Below are 18,243 nucleotides of genomic sequence, written 5' to 3'. Positions count from 1 at the left end.
TGGCCTTTATTCAAGCGCGCGGCGCCCCTATGGCCTCGATATGGCGCAAATTCTTACCGGTATGACCGCCGTCATCTTCGTTTCGACGCGCAGCGCCGACGACGACGCCGGCTATGCCGCCGCGGCCGACGCGATGGTCCGGCTGGCCGCCCGCCAGCCGGGTTATGTCGCCATGACCAGCGTTCGCGCCGAGGACCGGCGCGGGATCACCGTCAGCTACTGGGCGGATGAGGCGGCGGCGCTCGCCTGGCGCGACCAGCCGGAGCACGCGGCGATCCGCGAGCGCGGCCGGGGCGTGTGGTATGACGACTATCAGGTCGTCGTCGCCACCGTCGACCGCGCCTATGCCTGGGGGCGGGCGTAATGCAGCGGCGGGCCGGGGGCGGGCGCGTCGATCGCGATTTCGGCCTGCTGTTCCTGGTGATGCTGACCATCGCCGCCGGCAATACCGCGCTGCAATCCGTGCTGCCGGCGCTGGGCCGTTCGCTTGGCGTGCGCGACAGCGCGGTTGCGCTGGCCTTTTCGGTGTCGGCGCTCGTCTGGGTGGCGGTTGCCCCGGCCTGGGCGCGGCGGTCCGACCGGTCGGGGCGCAAGCGGATGGTCGCGCTCGGCATCGCCGGTTTCACCCTGTCGGTCATCCTGTGCGGCGTGTTCCTTGCCGCCGGCGTGCTGGGCTGGATCGGCGGCACGGCGGCGATGGTCGCGTTTATTTTCGCGCGGATCATCTATGGCGGTTTCGGCGCCGCCGCGCCGCCGGCGGCGCAGGCGATGGTTGCCGCGCGCACCGGGCGTGAGGAACGGACGCGGGCGCTGACCCTGCTCGCCTCAGCCTTCGGCCTCGGCACGATATTGGGGCCGGCCTTTGCGCCGTTCTTCGTGCTGCCGCTGGTCGGGCTGGCCGGGCCGGCCTTCGTCTTCGCCGGCTTCGGCGCGGTCGTGCTGTGGCTGGTCCTGCGCTATCTGTCCGACGACGCGCCGGAGGCGACGGCGAAGGGCGCGGTGACCAGCTATCCCTCGATCGGCGGCGAGGGCACCGGCGCCAGCATCGTTGCCGCCACCGCCGAGGGGCCGCCGCGCGAGATCAAGCTGACCGACCGGCGGATCTGGCCGTGGATGGTCGTCGGCCTCGTCACCGGCCACGCGCAGGCGATGACCAGCCAGGCGATCGGCTTCCTCGTCATCGATCGGCTCGGCCTGCCGCCGATCGAGGCGCAGCAGGCGATCGGTATCGTATTGATGACCGGGGCGGGGGCGACGCTGCTCGCGCAATGGGGGGTGATCCCGCTGCTCGACCTCAGCCCGCGCAGCCTGGCGATCTGGGGCGGGATCAGCGCCGCCGCCGGTTGCGCGCTGATCGGCGTCGCCGGATCGCTCTATGCGATCGCGGTGGCGACCGGCATCGCCTCGCTCGGCTTCGGCTTTCTGCGCCCGGCCTTTACCGCCGGCGCGTCGCTGGCGGTCGGCGCCGAGGAACAGGGCGCCGTCGCCGGGCGGACGACGGCGGTCAACGGCGCCGCCTATGTCCTTGGTCCGTCGATCGGCGTCGGCCTGTACGAGCTGTGGGGGCCGCTGCCCTATCTTGCCGCCGGCGCGGCGCTGTTCGTGCTTGCCGGCTATGCGATCGTCAGTCTCCGCCCTTCTGCCCGCGCGGGGTGAGCATGCCCGGCGCGATGAAGCCGATCGTGTCCATGCCGCTGGCGTCCTGTTTCAGCTTGGCGGCGATCTGTTCGTAATCGCGCTCCATTTCCTGCGTGACCGAGGCGCGGGTGGTTTTCAGCCCGTCCTCGAAATCGGCCATCGACACTTCGACCGAGTCGAGCGAGCGGCGTAGCGCACTGAGGCCGGCACGGCGGACCAGGTCCTCGAGATCGGCGCCGGTGAACCGTTCCGTCCGCGCCGCCAGCGCGTCGAGGTCGACATCGCCGGCGATCGGCATGCGGGCGGTGTGGATACCGAGGATGCGCCGCCGCCCGGCTTCGTCGGGCACACCGACATAGACCAGCTCGTCGAAGCGGCCGGGGCGGAGCAGCGCCGGGTCGATCAGGTTGGGCCGGTTGGTCGCGCCGATGACGACGACCGATTGCAGTTCTTCCAGCCCGTCCATCTCGGCGAGGATGGTGTTGACCACCCGTTCCGTCACCTGCGGTTCGCCCAGCCCGCCGCCGCGCGCCGGGACCAGCGAATCGAGTTCGTCGAGGAAGATCACCGTCGGCGCCACCTGCCGCGCCCGGCTGAACAGACGGGCGATCTGCTGTTCGCTCTCGCCGTACCATTTGCTCAGCAGGTCGGACGACTTGGTGGCAATGAAATTGGCCTGCGCCTCGTGCGCGACCGCCTTGGCCAGCAATGTCTTGCCGGTGCCGGGCGGGCCGTAGAGCAGGAAGCCCTTGGCCGGGCGGATGCCGAGCCGCCGGAACGCCGCCGGGTCCTTCAGCGGCAGTTCGACGCCCTCGCGCAGCCGTTCGCGCGCCTCGTCGACGCCGCCGATGTCGTCCCAGCGCGTCGTCGGCGCCTGGACCATCACCTCGCGCATTGCCGACGGCTGCACCCGCTTCAGCGCCTCGACGAAATCGGCGCGGGTGACGGACAGCGATTCCAGCACATCCGGCGGGATCGTCCGTTCCTCCAGGTTGATGCGCGGCATGATCCGCCGCACCGCCTCGATCGCCGCCTCGCGGGTCAGCGCGGCGAGGTCGGCGCCGACGAAGCCGAAGGTGGTGCGCGCCAGTTCATCAAGGTTGACGCCTTCGCCGAGCGGCATGCCGCGGGTGTGGATCGCCAGAATCTCGCGCCGGCCAAGCTCGTCCGGCACGCCGATGATGATTTCCCGGTCGAAACGGCCGGGGCGGCGCAGCGCCTCGTCGATCGCCTCGGGCCGGTTGGTCGCGGCGATCACCACCAGATTGGCGCGCGCCTCCAGCCCGTCCATCAGCGTCAGCAGCTGGGCGACCAGCCGCTTTTCGGCCTCGCCCTGCACCTGGCCGCGCTTCGGCGCGATCGAATCGATCTCGTCGATGAAGATGATCGACGGCGCCCGCTGGGTTGCCTGCTCGAACACCTCGCGCAGCGCCTTCTCGCTCTCGCCATAGGCGGAGCCCATGATCTCCGGGCCATTGATCAGGAAGAATTCGGCATCGCTCTCGTTGGCGACGGCGCGGGCCAGCCGGGTCTTGCCGGTGCCGGGCGGCCCGTGGAGCAGCACCCCGCGCGGCGGGTCGACGCCGAGGCGCTGAAACAGTTCGGGATAGCGCAGCGGCAGTTCGACCATCTCGCGCAACTGGTGGATGGTCGCGCCGAGGCCGCCGATGTCGTCGTAGGTGACGTCGGCGCGGCGGGCGTCGCGCGGTTCCTCATATTCGGGCCGCAGCTCGACCTCGGTATTCTCGTCGATATGGACGATGCCCTTGGGGGTCGCGGCGACGACGACCAGCCGGATTTCCTGCAGCGCGTAGGCCGGCGCCGCGATCATCTGGCGCACCTGCGGCGGCACATTGGATTGCTGATGGCCAGCGGTGGCGACGACGTCGCCGGCGCTGAGCGGGCGGCCGTAGAAGGTGCGTTTCAGCGCCATCGACGAGCCTTGCAGCCGCAGATTCTGCTGGGCCGGGGCGAAGACGACGCGCTGCGCCGGTTTCGATTCCGCCTTGCGCAGAGTGACGATGTCGCCGGAGCCGGCGCCGGCATTGGCGCGCTGCAGCCCGTCGAGGCGCAGGATGTCCAGCCCTTCGTCCTCGCTATAGGGGAGGAGCGCGCGGGCGGCGGTGGTGCGTTTGCCGGCGATTTCGACGACGTCGCCTTCCTGCAGGCCCAGCGCCGTCATCACCGCGCGCGGAATGCGGGCGAGGCCGCGGCCGCTGTCTTCGGGCCGGGCGTTGGCAACCTGGATCTTCCGCCCTTCGTCACTATCGGCCATTGCCGCCTTGCCCTCTCTTCGCGTTGTCGGATGCCAGACATAGGTACGCCGCCGGCAGGTTGCGACCCCCTTGTGCTTCGGGCAGGAAGGGAAAGCGCGGGCAAAAAAAGAGCCGGCCCCGAAGGACCGGCTTTGAAGTTTTAGGAGAGGATGCCTGAAAGGCCCGTCCTGTTTGCGTTCGAATCGGTTTTTGTGCAAGTGCGAAATACCAAATGTGAGTTGCAAATTATGCAATCGTGATAGACAGAGGATCGGGAGATTCCGGCGCTCACGGAATTTCGACTGCTGAACTAGACTTTTATTTGCATCGCACAAGGAACGGCATATGCGGCGTCTGCCCCCGCTCACCGCGATCGAGGCGTTCATCCAGGTTGCGCGGCTTGGCTCGATCAAGGCCGCGGCTGAGGAACTGGCGTTGTCGTCTCCCGCGCTCAGCCGCCGGGTGCAGGCGCTGGAGCGGTTCGTCGGCAAGCCGCTGTTCGATCGTGGTCATCAGGCGATCCGCCTGAACGACGTCGGTTTGCGCTTTTTGGAAGCCGCTTCGCCGCCGCTCGATGCGCTGGGCGAGGCGATCGAGCAGTTGATGAGCGGTACCGCGCTGCTCCGTTTCCGGCTGGGCGTGCCGCCGCTATTCGCGTCACAGCGGCTGTTCCCCCGCCTTGGCGACCTGCGCGCCCGGCACCCCGACCTGCATATCGACATCGATACCGCGGCGCACAGCGTCACCCGGCTGGGTGACGGGCTTGACGCCGCGATCGCGCTGGCGCGCGATATCGACCCGGCTCTCTACGCCTACCGGCTGGACCGCAACCGGATCCTTGCCATTGCCGCGCGGTCGTTGACCGAGGGAGCGGACGGCATCCGCGAGCCGGCGGACCTGGCGCGGACAACCGTGCTGCTCCACCGTGACATGCCGGAAAATTTCAATGTGTTTCGCGAGGCGGTCGGCCTGCCGGAGCTGGAACCGATGGCGATCGACCAGCTGGATTCGGGGCAGTTGATGCTCGACGCGGTCGCGCAGGGGCTTGGCGTCGCGTTCATGCACGAAAGCCACCTGATCGAGGCGCATGACGACAGGTTGACCAGCCTGTTCGGTTTCGACCTTGCCAGCCCGTACAGCTACTGGTTCGTCTGCCGACCGCGGGCGCTGGAATCGCGTGCCGTGCGCCTGTTTCGCGACTGGCTGATCAAGACGATCAAGGTGTGATGGCGGCCGGGCGGGCGCCCGGCCGCCACCTGGACGGCATCAGGCGACGGTCGCCTTGACGATCTTGCCGGGGCTACGCGGCGGCTCGCCCTTCGGCAGCGCGTCGACATGCTCCATGCCCGACACCACTTCACCCCAGACCGTGTACTGACGGTCGAGGAAGCGGGCGTCGTCGAAGCAGATGAAGAACTGGCTGTTGGCGCTGTCCGGGTTTGAGGTGCGCGCCATCGAGCAGACGCCGCGAACATGCGGTTCGGCGGAGAATTCCTGCTTCAGGTCCGGCTTGGACGAGCCGCTGGTGCCGGTGCCGGTCGGGTCGCCGCCCTGCGCCATGAATCCGTCGATGACGCGGTGGAACACGACGCCGTCGTAAAAGCCCTCGCGCGCCAGCTCGCTGATGCGGGCGACGTGGTTCGGGGCGAGGTCCGGGCGCAGGCGGATGACGACATCGCCGGTGTCCAGGGTGAAGGTCAGGGTTTCGGCGTCGGCCATCGGCGGTCTCCTGCGCGTGTGGGAAGGTGGCCCATATAGGGCCGGGCGCGCCGGATGGAAGGAGATTGCCATTCCGCGCCCGACGCGCCTAAGGCGGTGCGCCACCGGGATCGAGAGTGAGGAGCGCAGCGATGAGCGAAAGCGAGCTTGCCGCCACCGATGCCGCCGTCGAGCCCAGCCATGACGACGAGGACCGGCTGACCCCGGCATTTGTCGCCGCCGTCCTCGACCGGGTCGAGGCGGGCGATGACGAGGGCGCGCGGGCGCTGGTCGCGCCGCTGCACCCGGCCGACATCGCCGACCTGTTCGAGGTGGCGCCGGAAGAGCGGCGCCCGGCGCTGGCCACCGCGCTGGCCGAGATGCTCGACGCCGACGTGTTCGCCGAGATGAACGACTGGGTGCGCGAGGCGCTGCTCGACGAGCTCGACGCGCACCAGGTCGCCGACATCGCCGGCCAGCTCGACACCGACGACGCTGTCGCGATCATCGAGGATCTGGAAGAGGACGAGCAGCGGGCGGTGCTGCGCGCGCTTGACCCGGACGACCGCGCCGCGATCGAGGAGGCGCTCAGCTACCCGGAGGAATCGGCCGGCCGGCTGATGCAGCGCGAGCTGATCGCGGTGCGTGAGAATATGACGGTCGGCGATCTGCTCGACTATCTGCGGTCCAACGAGGACCTCACGACCGATTTCTGGGAAATCTTTGTTGTCGACCCGGCACACCGGCCGATCGGCACGCTGCGGCTGAGCTGGGTGCTGCGCACGCCGCGCACTATCCAGCTCGCCGACGTGATGCAGCGCGAGCAGACCCTGATCCCGGTCGACATGGATCAGGAGGAAGTGGCGTTGCGCTTCCAGAAATACGGGCTGATCTCTGCCGCCGTCGTCGATCAGGCCGGGCGGCTGGTCGGCATGATCACCGTCGACGACATCCTCCACATCGTTCAGGAGGAAGCCGGCGAGGACGTGCTGAAGCTGTCCGGCGCCGGCGACGGCGACATCAACGAGCCGGTGCTCGACAGCTACCGTGCGCGGGTGCGCTGGCTGGTCGTCAACCTGGCCACCGCCCTTGTCGCGTCGTCGATCATCAGCCTGTTCGAAGGGACGATCCAGCGGATGGTCGCGCTGGCGACACTGATGCCGATCGTCGCCGGGGTTGGCGGCAATGCGGGGACGCAGACGCTGGCCGTCACCGTGCGGGCGCTTGCCACCAACCAGTTGACCCGGACCAACCGCTGGCGCGCGGTGATGCGCGAGATCCGCGTCGCGCTGCTGAATGGCGCGACGATTGCGGTGGTGATCGGCCTGTGCGTGTCGCTGGTGTTCCAGAACCCGTTGCTGGGCGTGGTGATCGCGACGGCGATGCTGGCCAATATCGTCATTGCCGGGCTGGCCGGGGTGCTGGTGCCGCTGACCCTGGAGCGGCTGAAGGCCGACCCGGCGGTCGCGTCGTCGATCTTCGTGACGATGACCACCGATTCGATGGGGTTCTTCGTGTTTCTCGGGCTGGCCGCGGCGTCCGGCCTGGTCGGCTGACGCGGGCGGGCATGGCGGCGCTGCACATGACCAAGGTCGCGGTCGGCTGCACCGGGTTCGAGGCGCTGGCCGGGCGGATCGCGGCGCGCGCTACCGGCGGCACCGTTGACGTGACCACACGGTACCGGCCGACGCGCCATGCCGAGTTGGTCGGTGGATCGCTGTACTGGATCATCAAGCACCATCTGGTCGCTCGGCAGACGATCGTCGCTTTCGAGCCGGTCGCCGACGCGCCGCGCTGGATCATCCGGCTCGATGCGGCACTGCTGCCGGTGCAGGCCTGGCCGCGCCGCGCCCATCAGGGCTGGCGGTACCTGACCGGGGCGGATGCGCCGCCCGACCTGGCCGCGGCTACCGGCGGGGAGGCCCTGCCGCCGGCGATCCGCGATGCGCTGGCCGCGCTCGCGCTGCTCTGAGCCTTTGCGAAGCGCGCGGCAGCGCCTAACTGACGATCATGTCCCGCGCCCGCGTCCTGCTGCTCAACCCCGCGCTCGGCCCGCTCGACTACCGGGTGCCGCGCGGCATGGACGTTGCGCCCGGCAGCATCGTCGTCGCCCCGCTCGGTCCGCGCCAGTTGACCGGCGTGGTGTGGGAAGCGGAATCACTGCCTTCTGCCGGCGAGGTTGGCGACAACCGGCTGCGCAACCTTGTCGGCGTGCACGACGCGCCGCCGCTGCCGGCGCCGCTGCGCCGGCTGATCGAGTGGACCGCCGCCTATTATCTCGCGCCCCCGGCGGCGGTGCTACGCATGGCGCTGGCCAGCGCATCCGCGCTGGAAGGCGGGCGCAGCATCACCGAATACCGGGCGACGGGGCGAACGCCCGAGCGGACGACGCCGCAGCGGGCGCAGGCGCTGGAGCGGATCGGCGAGCGGCAGGGACTGGTCCGCGAACTGGCGGCGATCGGCGGCGTGTCCGACGCGGTGATTCGCGGACTGGTCAAGGCCGGGGCGATCGAGCCGGTCGAGGTTGCGCTCGACAGCCCCTATCCGGTCCCCGACCCCAACCATGCGCCGCCGGTGCTGGCCGAGGCGCAGGCGGCGGTGGCCGCCGATCTGGCCGCGGCGGTCGATGCCGCGGCGTTCCAGCCGATCCTGCTCGATGGCGTTACCGGCTCCGGCAAGACGGAGGTCTATTTCGAGGCGATCGCCGCCGCACTACGCGCCGGGCGGCAGACGCTGGTGCTGTTGCCGGAGATCGCGCTGACCGAGCCGTTCCTGCGCCGGTTCGAGGCGCGGTTCGGCGTTGCCCCGGTCGCCTGGCATTCCGACCTGCGCCAGTCGCAGCGCCGCCGCGCCTGGCGGGCGATCGCCAGCGGCGAGGCGAAGGTGGTGGTTGGCGCGCGATCGGCGCTGTTCCTGCCCTATCCGGCGCTCGGCCTGATCGTTGTCGACGAAGCGCACGAGACCAGCTTCAAGCAGGAAGAGGGCGTTCCCTACCACGCCCGCGACGTCGCGGTGATGCGGGCGATGCTGGAGGGGATTCCGGTCGTGCTCGCTTCCGCCACGCCGGCGATCGAGACGCTGCATCAGGTTGAGATCGGCCGCTATCGCGTGCTGCATTTGCCGGCGCGCTATGGCGGGGCGGATATGCCGGACATCGCCGCGCTCGACCTGGTCGCCGACCCGCCGGAGCGCGGGCGCTGGCTGGCCCCGGCGCTGGTCGCGGCGCTGGCGGAAACGCTGGAGCGCGGCGAGCAGGCGCTGCTGTTCCTCAACCGGCGCGGCTATGCGCCGCTGACCCTGTGCCGTGCCTGCGGCCACCGCTTCCAATGCCCGAACTGCACCGCCTGGATGGTGGAGCATCGGCTGGTCCGCCGGTTGCAATGCCACCATTGCGGTCACCTGATGACGCCGCCGACCGCCTGTCCGGAATGCAAGGCGGAGGATAGTCTGGTCGCCTGCGGCCCCGGTGTCGAGCGGATCGCCGACGAGGTCACTGCCCTGTTTCCGGAGGCGCGGACCGCTATCGTCACATCTGACACCATCTGGTCCCCGGCCCGCGCCGCCGAGTTCGTCGCGCGGATGGAGGCGGGAGCGATCGACATCGTCGTCGGCACCCAGTTGATCACCAAGGGCTATCATTTCCCCGAACTGACGCTGGTCGGCGTCGTCGATGCCGATCTGGGCTTGCAGGGCGGCGACCTGCGCGCCGCCGAGCGGAGTTTCCAGCAGATCGCCCAGGTCGCCGGCCGCGCCGGGCGGGGGGAGAAGCCGGGGCGGGTGCTCGTCCAGACCTTCGATCCCGAAGCGCCGGTGATCCGCGCGCTTGTCACCGGCGACGCCGACGGCTTCTACGCGGCGGAAACCGCCGCGCGGCGCGATGCCGGGGCGCCGCCGTTCGGCCGCTTCGCCGCGATCGTCGTGTCATCGGAAAAGGCGGAGGCGGCGGTGGAGACGGCGCGGCTGATCGGCCGCGCCGCGCCGCGTGTCGACGGCATGCAGGTCTATGGCCCGGCGCCGGCGCCACTTGCCATGTTGCGTGGACGGCACCGCCAGCGCCTGCTGGTTCACGCCCGCCGCGCCCTGCCGGTGCAGGAGGTGATCCGCGACTGGCTGGGCGCGCTTGATTGGCCGGCGAGCGTGCGCGTCGCCGTCGATGTCGATCCGTACAGCTTTCTTTAGCTCCCGCCCGATTTCCTTTCATTTCGCTGACGAAGTCATTCCGCGCGAATTCAGCACGAATCGACGAGAAGACGGGAACCAGGCCGGCACCGAAATGCGAATGGCGCGTTCGGAGCAGGCCTGGGAGATTGGAGACAGACCATGCGCAAACTGATTTTCACCGCCCTGATGGCGGCCGTCGCGCTTCCCGCCACTTCTGCCATTGCGCAGTCGCGTGGCGAATTGCAGCGGGACCGGATGGAGATCCAGCGCCAGCAGCAGCAGCTTGATCACGCGCGGCGGTACGGTACCCAGCAGGACGTGCGCAAGCAGCAGCGCGACGTGCGTGAGGCCCGCCGCGAATATCGCGAGGACTGGCAGGATTACCGCCGGACCAACCGCAACGCCTTTCGCCGCCCGGCCTATGCCGCGCCGGTTCGCGGATGGCGCTATCGGCCGGTGACTGTCGGTTACAGTCTGCCGCGCGCCTTTTACGGCCAGCGTTACCTGATCGGCAATCCCGCCGCTTACCGGCTGGGCGCGCCGCGCGCCGGAACCCGCTGGGTCCGGTACGGCAACGATGTGCTGCTGGTGAACATGCGGACCGGCCGGGTGCTGACCGTCCATCGCGGTTTCTTCTGGTAAAGGAGTCGGTCAGGACCGGATTTCGGGGGCGGCGGTTTACCGCCGGCCCCATTTTCATGCCCGCTTCGCCACGCGGGCATGCTGTTCGTCGAAAAATTCCTCCCGTTTATCAGGGCTTCGGCCTAAAGCTGGGGCCATGCTGAAAGCGGAGTCTTTTCCGATGCCATCGATCCGTTCTGTTTGCGCCGCGCTGCTTGCCGGTGCCGCCTTTGCCTTGCCCATGGCGCCTGTCGGCGCGCAGGCCCCGACGCCCTCTCCCGCCGCCAGCCAGGGGGCGGAGGATGCCCGGCTGCTGGCGTTGTTCCACGACAGCGACGAGGCCGGGCTGAAGCGCAACCCGATCCAGGCGCTGTTCCGTGGCGACCTGCGCTATGCCGACCGGCTCGGCGATTATCTGAGCGACGCGTATTTCGCGGGTGAACGCAAGGCGGCGGAGGATGACCTTGCCGCGCTGCGCGCTATCGACCGGGCCAGGCTGAACCCCACCAACCAGGTCGCCTACGACGTGTTCAAATGGCAGACCGAGCTTGGCCTGCGTGGCCTGCAACCGGACCTGCTGGCGCTGACCGCGGTGCGGCCGATCGACCATTTCTATGGTTTCCACACCTTCTACCCGGACATTGCCTCCGGCCAGGGGGCGGCGCCGTTCAAGACGCTGGCCGATTACGAGAACAACCTGAAGCGGCACCGCGAATATGTGCACCTGCTCGACGAGGCGATCACCCGCTTCCGGCAGGGGATGAAGGCCGGCGTCGTCCAGCCGAAGCTGGTGGTCAACAACGTCATCGACCAGCTTGACCTGCAGATTGCGCAAGGGGTGGAAGGATCGACCTTTTACGGGCCGGTCAAGGCGTTTCCCGACGGCATGGCCGCCGCCGACCGGGCGCGGCTGACCAAGGCTTATGCCGACATTATCCGAGACCAGATCATCCCGGCCGACATCCGGCTGCGCGATTTCCTGAAAAACGAGTATCTGCCGGTAGCGCGTGACAGTGTCGGCCTGTCCGCGATGCCGGGCGGCGACCGGCTCTATGCTTATCTGATCGAGCAGAACACGACGCTGCCGCTGACCGCGGACTATGTTCACGACCTCGGCCTGTCGGAAGTGAAGCGGATCACCGCCGAGATGGAGGCGGTGAAGCAGCAGGTCGGTTTCAAGGGCACGCTCGCCGAATTCTTCACCTTCCTGCGCGGGGACGCGCGGTTCAAGCCGACCAGCAAGGACCAGTTGCGCGAAGGCTATGAGGCGATCGGCAAGCGGGTGTGGACCCGCATTCCCGAGCAGTTTTCCACCCTGCCCAAGTCGCCGCTGGAGATTCGCCCGGTCCCGGATTACCGGGAAAAGACCGATGCCGGCGGGTCGTACCAGCAGGGCACGCCGGACGGATCGCGCCCGGGCGTGTTCTACTACAACGCCTATGATCTGCCGAGCCGCTACCTGTGGGGGATGGAGACGCTCTACCTGCACGAAGCGGTGCCGGGCCATCATTTCCAGATCAGCCTGGCGCAGGAGAATCCGGCGCTGCCCGCCTTCATGCGTTTTGGCGGCAACACCGCCTTCGTCGAGGGCTGGGCGCTCTATGCCGAGACGCTGTACAAGGACTTGGGCGTCGAGACCGACCCCTATCAGCGGATGGGCGGCCTGAGCGACGAGATGCTGCGCGCGATGCGGCTGGTCGTCGACACCGGCATCCACGCCAAGGGTTGGACCCGCGACCGGGCGATCGCCTACATGCTGGCCAACTCGCCGATGAGCGAGACCGATGCCGTTGCCGAGGTTGAGCGTTACATTGCCATTCCGGGGCAGGCGCTGGCCTACAAGATCGGCGCGCTGACCATTCTGAAGCTGAAAGCCAAGGCGCAGCAGGAACTGGGCGCGCAATATGACCCGCGCGAATTCCATGCCCAGGTGCTGATGACCGGGGCGCTGCCGATGAGCGTGCTGGAGAAGAAGATCGACGCCTGGATCGCGACGAAAAAGCGGGGGTGACGGCGCTTAGAGTTTGTCCTGTTTAAGCGGCACCTGCCCGCTCCCCCACCCGGCCTCCCAACGGCAGTATGATATGGGAGGCCGGGTGGGGGAGCGGGCAGGTGCCGTTTCCGCCTGAAGCGGACAAACTCTAGCGCTTGACCTGCCCGAGCGGCAGCAGGCGGACGGCAAGGGCGCTGGCGCGCTTGCCGTCGCCGGCGCGGAGCGGTTCGAGCAAAGCGGCGGCGCGCTGGCGGAGCAGCCGGTCGAGCGGGGTTGTCGCTTCCGCCGCCACCGCCGCCTCGGCCAGCGAACGGGCGCGGGCGATGTCGCGCGGGTCGAGCCTGATCCGCATCAGCGCGGCGAGCGCCGGATACATCGCATGGTCGGGGCGCAGCGCCACCGCCCGGTCGAGCGCGGCCAGCCCGGCGTCGCGGCTGGCGCCGAGCACCAGCCGGGCGGGCAGGGCGCCGGCGCTGGCGATCGCGTCGAGATGCCAGCCGGCGACGGCGATCTGCGCGTCCGGGTTGTGCGGTTCGGCGGCGACGACCGCCTCGATCTCCGTCCGCGCCGCCATCGCGCCCTGCCGGCTGCGTTCCAGCGTCGCGCGGTAGCCGACCGCCATCGCCTTCACCAGCCGCGCCTCGCTGTCGCGCGGGGCGTGGGCGAGGGTTGTCGTTGCGGCGCGGCCGGCGGCGTCGATGCCGGCGAGCACCGCCGTCTTGTCCGCATCGTCGAAGATCGCCGCGGTCAGCAGGGCGCGCGGGCTGGCCGCCTGCGCCGCCGTTGCCACGCCGAGCAGCAACAGCAGCGCGAGCAGCAGGCGTTTAAGCACCGAGCGCTTCGGCGATCAGGCGGCGGCTATTGGCGACGCCGTAGAGCGCGATGAAGCTGCCCATGCGCGGGCCTTGCGGCGAGCCGAGCAGGGTTTCGTAGAGCGCCTTGAACCAGTCGCGCAGAGCCTCCTTGCCGTAGAAGCGTTTGCCGATCTCGTAGATTTCGTTCTGCAGCGCGTCGGCGCCGGTCGCCGGGTCGGCGGCGGCGAGGAAGGTGTCGAGCGCGGCGAGCGCCTCCGCCTCGACCCCGGTCGCCTTGCGGCGATTGAGGGTCGGGGCGACGACGTCGCGGTTATAGGCGAGGGCGTGGCCGATCAGCCGGTCGAGTTCCGGGTAGGTTATCGGGGTTGCATCAGCCACGTAATTGGAAAGGTACCCCCATACCTGCGCGGCGGTGGCGTCGGCACCGAGCACGCCGGCGAGGTTGAGCAGCAGGCTGAAGGTGACCGGCAGCGGCTCCGCCGGCACGGCACCGTCGTGGATGTGATGGACCGGGTTGCCGAGCCGCTGTTCGACCGGCTGACCGGGATAGGCGGCGCGGAACTGCCAGTAATCGTCGATCGCGCGCGGGATGACGCCCATGTGCAACTGCTTCGCCTTTTTCGGCTCGCGATAGGCGAAGAAGGCCAGGCTCTCTTCCGTGCCGTAGGTCAGCCACTGTTCGAGCGACAGGCCGTTGCCCTTCGACTTGGAGATCTTCTCGCCCTTTTCGTCGAGGAACATCTCGTAGTTGAAGCCTTCCGGCGGGCGGGCGCCGAGGATGCGGGCGATCTTGCCCGACTGGACGACCGAATCGATCAGGTCCTTGCCGGCCATCTCGTAATCGACGGCGAGCGCGACCCAGCGCATCGCCCAGTCGACCTTCCATTGCAGCTTGGCGAGGCCGGACAGCGCCGACTGGACGATCGTCTCACCCTCATCCTCGAAGCGGATCAGCCCGGCTTCGGCGTCGACCACCTCGACCGGTACCTGCAGCACCACCCCGCTCTTCGGGCTGATCGGCAGCACCGGGGAATAGGTGGCGCGGCGTTCGGCGCGCAGCGTCGGCAGCATCACCGCCATGATCGCGTCGTAATGGACGAGCACCTGCTTCAGCGCCGCGTCGAAGCGGCCGGACAGGTAATAGTCGGTCGACGAGGCGAATTCGTAATCGAAGCCGAACCGGTCGAGAAAGGCGCGCAGCATCGCATTGTTGTGATGCGCGAAGGATTCGTATTTTTCGAACGGGTCGGGAATGCGGGTCAGCGGCTTGCCGAGATGTTCGGTGAGCATCGCCTTGTTCGGCACATTGTCCGGCACCTTGCGCAGCCCGTCCATGTCGTCGCTGAACGCGATCAGCCGGGTCGGCACGTCCGACAGGGCGTGGAACGCATTCCTGACCATCGTCGTGCGCAGCACTTCGTTGAACGTGCCGATATGCGGCAGGCCCGACGGGCCGTAGCCGGTCTCGAACAGCACATGGCCCTTGGCCGGCGCGCCGTCCGGGTAGCGTTTCAGCAGCTTGCGCGCCTCCTCGTACGGCCAGGCCTTGGACTGCAGCGCGGCGGCGCGGAGCGCGATGGGATCGTTCATGGTCACCCCCGCCCTGTGCCGCCTGTTGCCGCGAAGCGCAACCGGGGGCGGGCAAATCGGCCCGGGGGTGTGGATTGCTTCGCTGCGCTCGCCATGACGGGGTGGGGGTGTGGGGTTGGGGTGGCGAAGGGTGTTGCCAACCTGTTCCGGGTGGGCAAGGGTCGTGCGATGTCGCTTGCCTATCCTGCCCTGCACGCGAGCCATGCCGGTATCTGGATCGCGGCGCCGGATGGCGAGACGCGGGCGGTGGGGCGTGGCGAGGCGATCGCGCGGGCGGCGGATACGCCAATGATCCTGCTTGGCGCGCCGCTGGTCGGCCAGCGGCTGGGTTATGCCGAATTGTCCGGGCTGGACCTGCTGGAGCTGTTCGCCTTCGTCCACCCGGCGCGTTTCGCGGTGCCGACGCCGAAAGGGCTGGCGACGGCGCTGGGCCTGCCGCCGCCGGCCGGTGACGTCGAGACCGCCGCGCTGCTGCTGCGTGCGGCCGGGGTTTTGCTTGACCGTCTGGAGGACGAAAGCTGGCCGGAGCGGGAAGGGGCGTGGACGGCGGCGCAGGCGCTGCACCGGCTGCGCTGGCCGTGGGCGGCGGCGGTCGGCGACCGGCTGCGGCGGCCGGCGCAGGCCGAACGCTGGCTGTTCGCCAAGCTGCCGGAATGGGAGGAGAGCGGGCAGCGCCCGGCGCCGCGCCCGATCAGCGTCGCCCCGGCGGCGGCGCTTGACCGGCTCGACCAGTTGACCGGGGCGGGGGCGGAGACGCGGCCGGGCCAGCGCGCCTATGCCGAGGCGGCGAGCGCGGTGTTCCGCCCGCGCGTTGCCCGCGATACGCCGACGGTGATGCTGGCGGAGGCGGGCACCGGCATCGGCAAGACGCTGGGCTATCTGGCGCCCGCCTCGCTGTGGGCGGAGGCGGCGGGCGGCGCCGTCTGGGTATCGACCTATACCAAGGCGTTGCAGCGGCAATTGGACCGCGAGGGGGCGAAGCTGTTCCCCGAGCCGGCGGCGCGGCGGCGGCGGATGGTCGTCCGCAAGGGGCGGGAGAATTACCTGTGCCTGCTGAACCTGGAGGATGCGCTGCAGGGCGGCTTTGCCGGGCGGGCGGCGATTCTGGCGCAGCTTGTCGCGCGCTGGGCCGCCTATAGCCGCGACGGGGACATGATCGGCGGCGACCTGCCCGGCTGGCTGCCGACGCTGTTCCGCCGCAACGGATCGACCGCGCTGACCGACCGGCGCGGCGAGTGCGTCTATGCCGGCTGCCCGCATTACCGCAAATGCTTCATCGAGCGCGCGGTCCGTGCCAGCGCCAATGCCGACATCGTCGTCGCCAACCACGCGCTGGTCATGGTCAACGCCGCTCGCGGGCGGGAGGAGGCGCAGCGCCCGACCCGCATCGTCTTCGACGAGGGGCATCATCTGTTCGAGGCGGCCGATTCGATGTTCTCGACCGCGCTGTCCGGGCAGGAGGCGATCGAGCTGCGCCGGTGGATCACCGGGCCGGAGCGCAAGGGGCGCGGCCGCCGGCGCGGGCTGGCCGCCCGCCTGTCCGACGTCGCCAGCTATGACGAGGAAGGCGGCCGGGCGATCGCCGCCGCGACGACGGCGGCGCAGGCGCTGCCCGGCGACGGCTGGTTGCAGCGGGTGGCGGAAGGGGGGGCGCTTGGCCCGGTCGAGGCGCTGCTCGCGGCGGTGCGCGGCGCCGTCTACGCCCGCGACGGTGGCGAGGATGCCGGATACGGGCTGGAAACCGAGATGGCGGCGCTCGATGGTGCGCTGGTCGAGGCGGCGGGGGTGGCGGCGGAGGCGTTGGATGCGATCCTGCGCCCGCTGGTCCGGCTCGGCCGCCGGCTGGAGGCGGTGCTGCAGGACGGGCCGGACTGGCTGGACGGGCAGGCGCGGGCGCGGGTGGAAGGGGCGATCGCCTCGCTCGGCTGGCGGACCGAGACGCTGTCCGGCTGGCTGGCGCTGCTCGCCCGTGCCGGCGGGCCGGTCGACCCCGATTTCGTCGACTGGCTGGCGGTCGACCGGGCGGAGGGGCGCGAATATGACATCGGCCTGCACCGCCACTGGCTCGACCCGACGCGGCCGCTGGCCGACGCGGTGCTGAAGTCGGCGCATGGCGTGCTCGTCACCTCCGCGACGCTGACCGGCGGCGGTGACTGGGCGGCGGCGGAGGCGCGCACCGGCGCCGTCCACCTGACCCAGCCGCCGATACATTTCGCCGCGGCCAGCCCGTTCGACTACGGCGCGCAGGCGCAGGTGCTGATCGTCACCGACGTCAAGCGCGGCGACATCGCTCAGCTCGCCGGCGCCTATGCCGCGCTGATCGCGGCAGCGGGCGGCGGCACGCTTGGCCTGTTCACCGCGATCCGGCGGCTGCGCGCCGTCCACGCGCGGATCGCCGACCGGCTGGCGCGCGACGGGTTGCCGCTGTTCGCCCAGCATGTCGACCCGATCGACACCGGCACGCTGGTCGACATCTTCCGCGACGATCCGCGCGCCTCGCTGCTCGGCACCGACGGGCTGCGCGACGGCGTCGACGTGCCCGGCCATTCGCTGCGGCTGGTGGTGATGGAGGGGGTGCCGTGGCCGAAGCCGAGCGTCCTCCACGTCGCGCGCAAGATGGCGGGTGGCGGCGGCGCCTATGACGACCGGATGATCCGCGCCCGGCTGGCGCAGGCGTTCGGCCGGCTGATCCGCCGCGCCGACGACCACGGCACCTTCGTGCTGCTGTCCGCCGCGATGCCGTCACGCCTGCTCACCGCTTTTCCGCCCGGCACGCCGGTGACGCGCGTCACCCTGGCCGAAGCGGTCGCGCGGGTCGGCGGACGCCTTTCATCGGTAACGGAAGTGGGGCAAGAGACAGGCGGAGAGCGGATGCCGGAGACACGATGAAGACGTTGACGTTGCTGCGCCATGCCAAGTCGCAATGGGACGACACCGTGCCCAGGGATTTCGACCGGCCGTTGAACGCCAAGGGCGCGCGCGCGGCGCGGACCGTCGGCCGCCACATGCGCGAGGCGGGCATGGCGTTCGACCGGGTGATCGCGTCGCCGGCGGTGCGGGTGGTGCAGACGCTGGACGGGGTGTGGGACGGGCTGGGCCGGCCGATGACGCCGGTGTGGGACAAGCGCATCTACCTCGCCTCCGCCGCGACGCTGTGCGACCTGGTGCGCGAGACGGCGGACGATGTTGGCAGCCTGCTGCTCGCCGGGCACAATCCGGGGCTGGAGGATCTGGTGCTGCTGCTGGTGCCGGACCGGCCGGAGGACCGGCTGCGCGACGATGTCGAGGAGAAATTTCCGACCGCCAGCCTGGCTGAGCTGCAATTCGCCGTCGACCGCTGGGCCGACATCGACGCCGGGGGCGGGGTGCTGGCTCGTTTCGTGCGGCCGCGCGATCTGGACCCGGCGCTCGGCCCCGGGCGCGAGTGACGGAACGCCTGACGGGCGGGGCCGGCGCGGTCGCCGGCCCCCGC

At 69.8% G+C, this 18,243-nt stretch carries 14 protein-coding genes; 10 read left to right on the top strand and 4 right to left on the bottom strand.

Annotated elements, in window-relative coordinates:
* Positions 1-40 precede the first annotated feature (40 nt).
* Both ACMT1E_RS12300 and ACMT1E_RS12295 read left to right on the top strand, forming a co-directional pair.
* On the top strand, positions 41-364 hold the full coding sequence (locus ACMT1E_RS12300; protein WP_414900587.1) for an antibiotic biosynthesis monooxygenase family protein: 324 nt from the start codon (positions 41-43) through the stop codon (positions 362-364).
* Positions 364-1,656 (top strand): MFS transporter, encoded by a 1,293-nt coding sequence (locus ACMT1E_RS12295; RefSeq protein WP_414900586.1) that lies wholly within the window; start codon positions 364-366, stop codon positions 1,654-1,656. Before ACMT1E_RS12300 ends, ACMT1E_RS12295 begins: the two co-directional genes overlap by 1 nt.
* Here the strand turns inward: ACMT1E_RS12295 and ACMT1E_RS12290 are convergent.
* Positions 1,625-3,913, bottom strand: coding sequence for a CDC48 family AAA ATPase (locus ACMT1E_RS12290; protein WP_414900585.1), 2,289 nt, complete (start codon positions 3,911-3,913; stop codon positions 1,625-1,627). The two genes, ACMT1E_RS12295 and ACMT1E_RS12290, sit on opposite strands and share 32 nt — an antisense overlap.
* A 325-nt stretch (positions 3,914-4,238) precedes the next feature.
* Here ACMT1E_RS12290 and ACMT1E_RS12285 point away from each other — a divergent pair, with 325 nt between their 5' ends.
* Positions 4,239-5,120, top strand: coding sequence for a LysR substrate-binding domain-containing protein (locus ACMT1E_RS12285; protein ID WP_414900583.1), 882 nt, complete (start codon positions 4,239-4,241; stop codon positions 5,118-5,120).
* A gap of 39 nt (positions 5,121-5,159) precedes the next feature.
* Here ACMT1E_RS12285 and ACMT1E_RS12280 read toward each other — a convergent pair whose 3' ends face one another.
* Positions 5,160-5,612, bottom strand: a complete 453-nt coding sequence (locus ACMT1E_RS12280) for a peptidylprolyl isomerase (protein WP_414900582.1) — start codon at positions 5,610-5,612, stop codon at positions 5,160-5,162.
* 131 nt (positions 5,613-5,743) lie between these two features.
* On the opposite strand from ACMT1E_RS12280, the gene mgtE reads away from it, so the two are divergent.
* The 5 genes from mgtE to ACMT1E_RS12255 all read left to right on the top strand — a co-directional run bounded on the left by mgtE (position 5,744) and on the right by ACMT1E_RS12255 (position 12,384).
* The gene (gene mgtE / locus ACMT1E_RS12275; protein WP_414900581.1) at positions 5,744-7,147 is read left to right on the top strand and encodes a magnesium transporter; all 1,404 of its coding nucleotides are present in this window, start codon (positions 5,744-5,746) and stop codon (positions 7,145-7,147) included.
* Between the two features lie 26 nt (positions 7,148-7,173).
* Positions 7,174-7,563, top strand: a complete 390-nt coding sequence (locus tag ACMT1E_RS12270; RefSeq protein WP_414900579.1) for a DUF1489 family protein — start codon at positions 7,174-7,176, stop codon at positions 7,561-7,563.
* 38 nt (positions 7,564-7,601) lie between these two features.
* Positions 7,602-9,770 (top strand): primosomal protein N', encoded by a 2,169-nt coding sequence (locus ACMT1E_RS12265; RefSeq protein WP_414900577.1) that lies wholly within the window; start codon positions 7,602-7,604, stop codon positions 9,768-9,770.
* 141 nt (positions 9,771-9,911) lie between these two features.
* Positions 9,912-10,394 (top strand): RcnB family protein, encoded by a 483-nt coding sequence (locus tag ACMT1E_RS12260; protein ID WP_414900575.1) that lies wholly within the window; start codon positions 9,912-9,914, stop codon positions 10,392-10,394.
* 160 nt (positions 10,395-10,554) lie between these two features.
* The gene (locus ACMT1E_RS12255; RefSeq protein WP_414900573.1) at positions 10,555-12,384 is read left to right on the top strand and encodes a DUF885 domain-containing protein; all 1,830 of its coding nucleotides are present in this window, start codon (positions 10,555-10,557) and stop codon (positions 12,382-12,384) included.
* Positions 12,385-12,514: 130 nt separating this feature from the next.
* Here ACMT1E_RS12255 and ACMT1E_RS12250 read toward each other — a convergent pair whose 3' ends face one another.
* Together ACMT1E_RS12250 and ACMT1E_RS12245 are read right to left on the bottom strand one after the other, a co-directional pair.
* The gene (locus tag ACMT1E_RS12250) at positions 12,515-13,198 is read right to left on the bottom strand and encodes a hypothetical protein (protein WP_414900571.1); all 684 of its coding nucleotides are present in this window, start codon (positions 13,196-13,198) and stop codon (positions 12,515-12,517) included.
* Positions 13,191-14,771, bottom strand: coding sequence for a lysine--tRNA ligase (locus ACMT1E_RS12245; protein ID WP_414900569.1), 1,581 nt, complete (start codon positions 14,769-14,771; stop codon positions 13,191-13,193). Before ACMT1E_RS12245 ends, ACMT1E_RS12250 begins: the two co-directional genes overlap by 8 nt.
* A gap of 168 nt (positions 14,772-14,939) precedes the next feature.
* Here ACMT1E_RS12245 and ACMT1E_RS12240 point away from each other — a divergent pair, with 168 nt between their 5' ends.
* Together ACMT1E_RS12240 and ACMT1E_RS12235 are read left to right on the top strand one after the other, a co-directional pair.
* Positions 14,940-17,660: an ATP-dependent DNA helicase gene (locus ACMT1E_RS12240; protein WP_414903419.1), complete on the top strand. Its 2,721-nt coding sequence runs from the start codon at positions 14,940-14,942 to the stop codon at positions 17,658-17,660.
* Positions 17,657-18,199 carry a SixA phosphatase family protein gene (locus ACMT1E_RS12235; RefSeq protein ID WP_414900567.1) on the top strand — a complete coding sequence of 181 codons (543 nt, stop codon included), beginning with the start codon at positions 17,657-17,659 and terminating at the stop codon, positions 18,197-18,199. Before ACMT1E_RS12240 ends, ACMT1E_RS12235 begins: the two co-directional genes overlap by 4 nt.
* The last annotated feature ends 44 nt before the right edge of the window (positions 18,200-18,243 follow it).

The organism is Sphingomonas flavalba (assembly GCF_047553045.1).
GTDB classification, from domain to species: Bacteria; Pseudomonadota; Alphaproteobacteria; order Sphingomonadales; family Sphingomonadaceae; genus Sphingomonas_L; species Sphingomonas_L flavalba_A.
Note: the sequence above shows the minus strand (reverse complement) of the source record. Positions and strands in the feature narration are given on the sequence as shown.

What these genes read in the sequence shown, in the direction of transcription:
- ACMT1E_RS12285 (WP_414900583.1), top strand. Translation starts at nt 4,239, where the DNA reads ATGCGGCGTCTGCCCCCGCTCACCGCGATCGAGGCGTTCATCCAGGTT.
- ACMT1E_RS12255 (WP_414900573.1), top strand. Translation starts at nt 10,555, where the DNA reads ATGCCATCGATCCGTTCTGTTTGCGCCGCGCTGCTTGCCGGTGCCGCC.
- ACMT1E_RS12260 (WP_414900575.1), top strand. Translation starts at nt 9,912, where the DNA reads ATGCGCAAACTGATTTTCACCGCCCTGATGGCGGCCGTCGCGCTTCCC.
- mgtE (WP_414900581.1), top strand. Translation starts at nt 5,744, where the DNA reads ATGAGCGAAAGCGAGCTTGCCGCCACCGATGCCGCCGTCGAGCCCAGC.
- ACMT1E_RS12295 (WP_414900586.1), top strand. Translation starts at nt 364, where the DNA reads ATGCAGCGGCGGGCCGGGGGCGGGCGCGTCGATCGCGATTTCGGCCTG.
- ACMT1E_RS12290 (WP_414900585.1), bottom strand. Translation starts at nt 3,913, where the DNA reads ATGGCCGATAGTGACGAAGGGCGGAAGATCCAGGTTGCCAACGCCCGG.
- ACMT1E_RS12235 (WP_414900567.1), top strand. Translation starts at nt 17,657, where the DNA reads ATGAAGACGTTGACGTTGCTGCGCCATGCCAAGTCGCAATGGGACGAC.
- ACMT1E_RS12240 (WP_414903419.1), top strand. Translation starts at nt 14,940, where the DNA reads ATGTCGCTTGCCTATCCTGCCCTGCACGCGAGCCATGCCGGTATCTGG.
- ACMT1E_RS12300 (WP_414900587.1), top strand. Translation starts at nt 41, where the DNA reads ATGGCGCAAATTCTTACCGGTATGACCGCCGTCATCTTCGTTTCGACG.
- ACMT1E_RS12245 (WP_414900569.1), bottom strand. Translation starts at nt 14,771, where the DNA reads ATGAACGATCCCATCGCGCTCCGCGCCGCCGCGCTGCAGTCCAAGGCC.
- ACMT1E_RS12270 (WP_414900579.1), top strand. Translation starts at nt 7,174, where the DNA reads ATGACCAAGGTCGCGGTCGGCTGCACCGGGTTCGAGGCGCTGGCCGGG.
- ACMT1E_RS12265 (WP_414900577.1), top strand. Translation starts at nt 7,602, where the DNA reads ATGTCCCGCGCCCGCGTCCTGCTGCTCAACCCCGCGCTCGGCCCGCTC.
- ACMT1E_RS12280 (WP_414900582.1), bottom strand. Translation starts at nt 5,612, where the DNA reads ATGGCCGACGCCGAAACCCTGACCTTCACCCTGGACACCGGCGATGTC.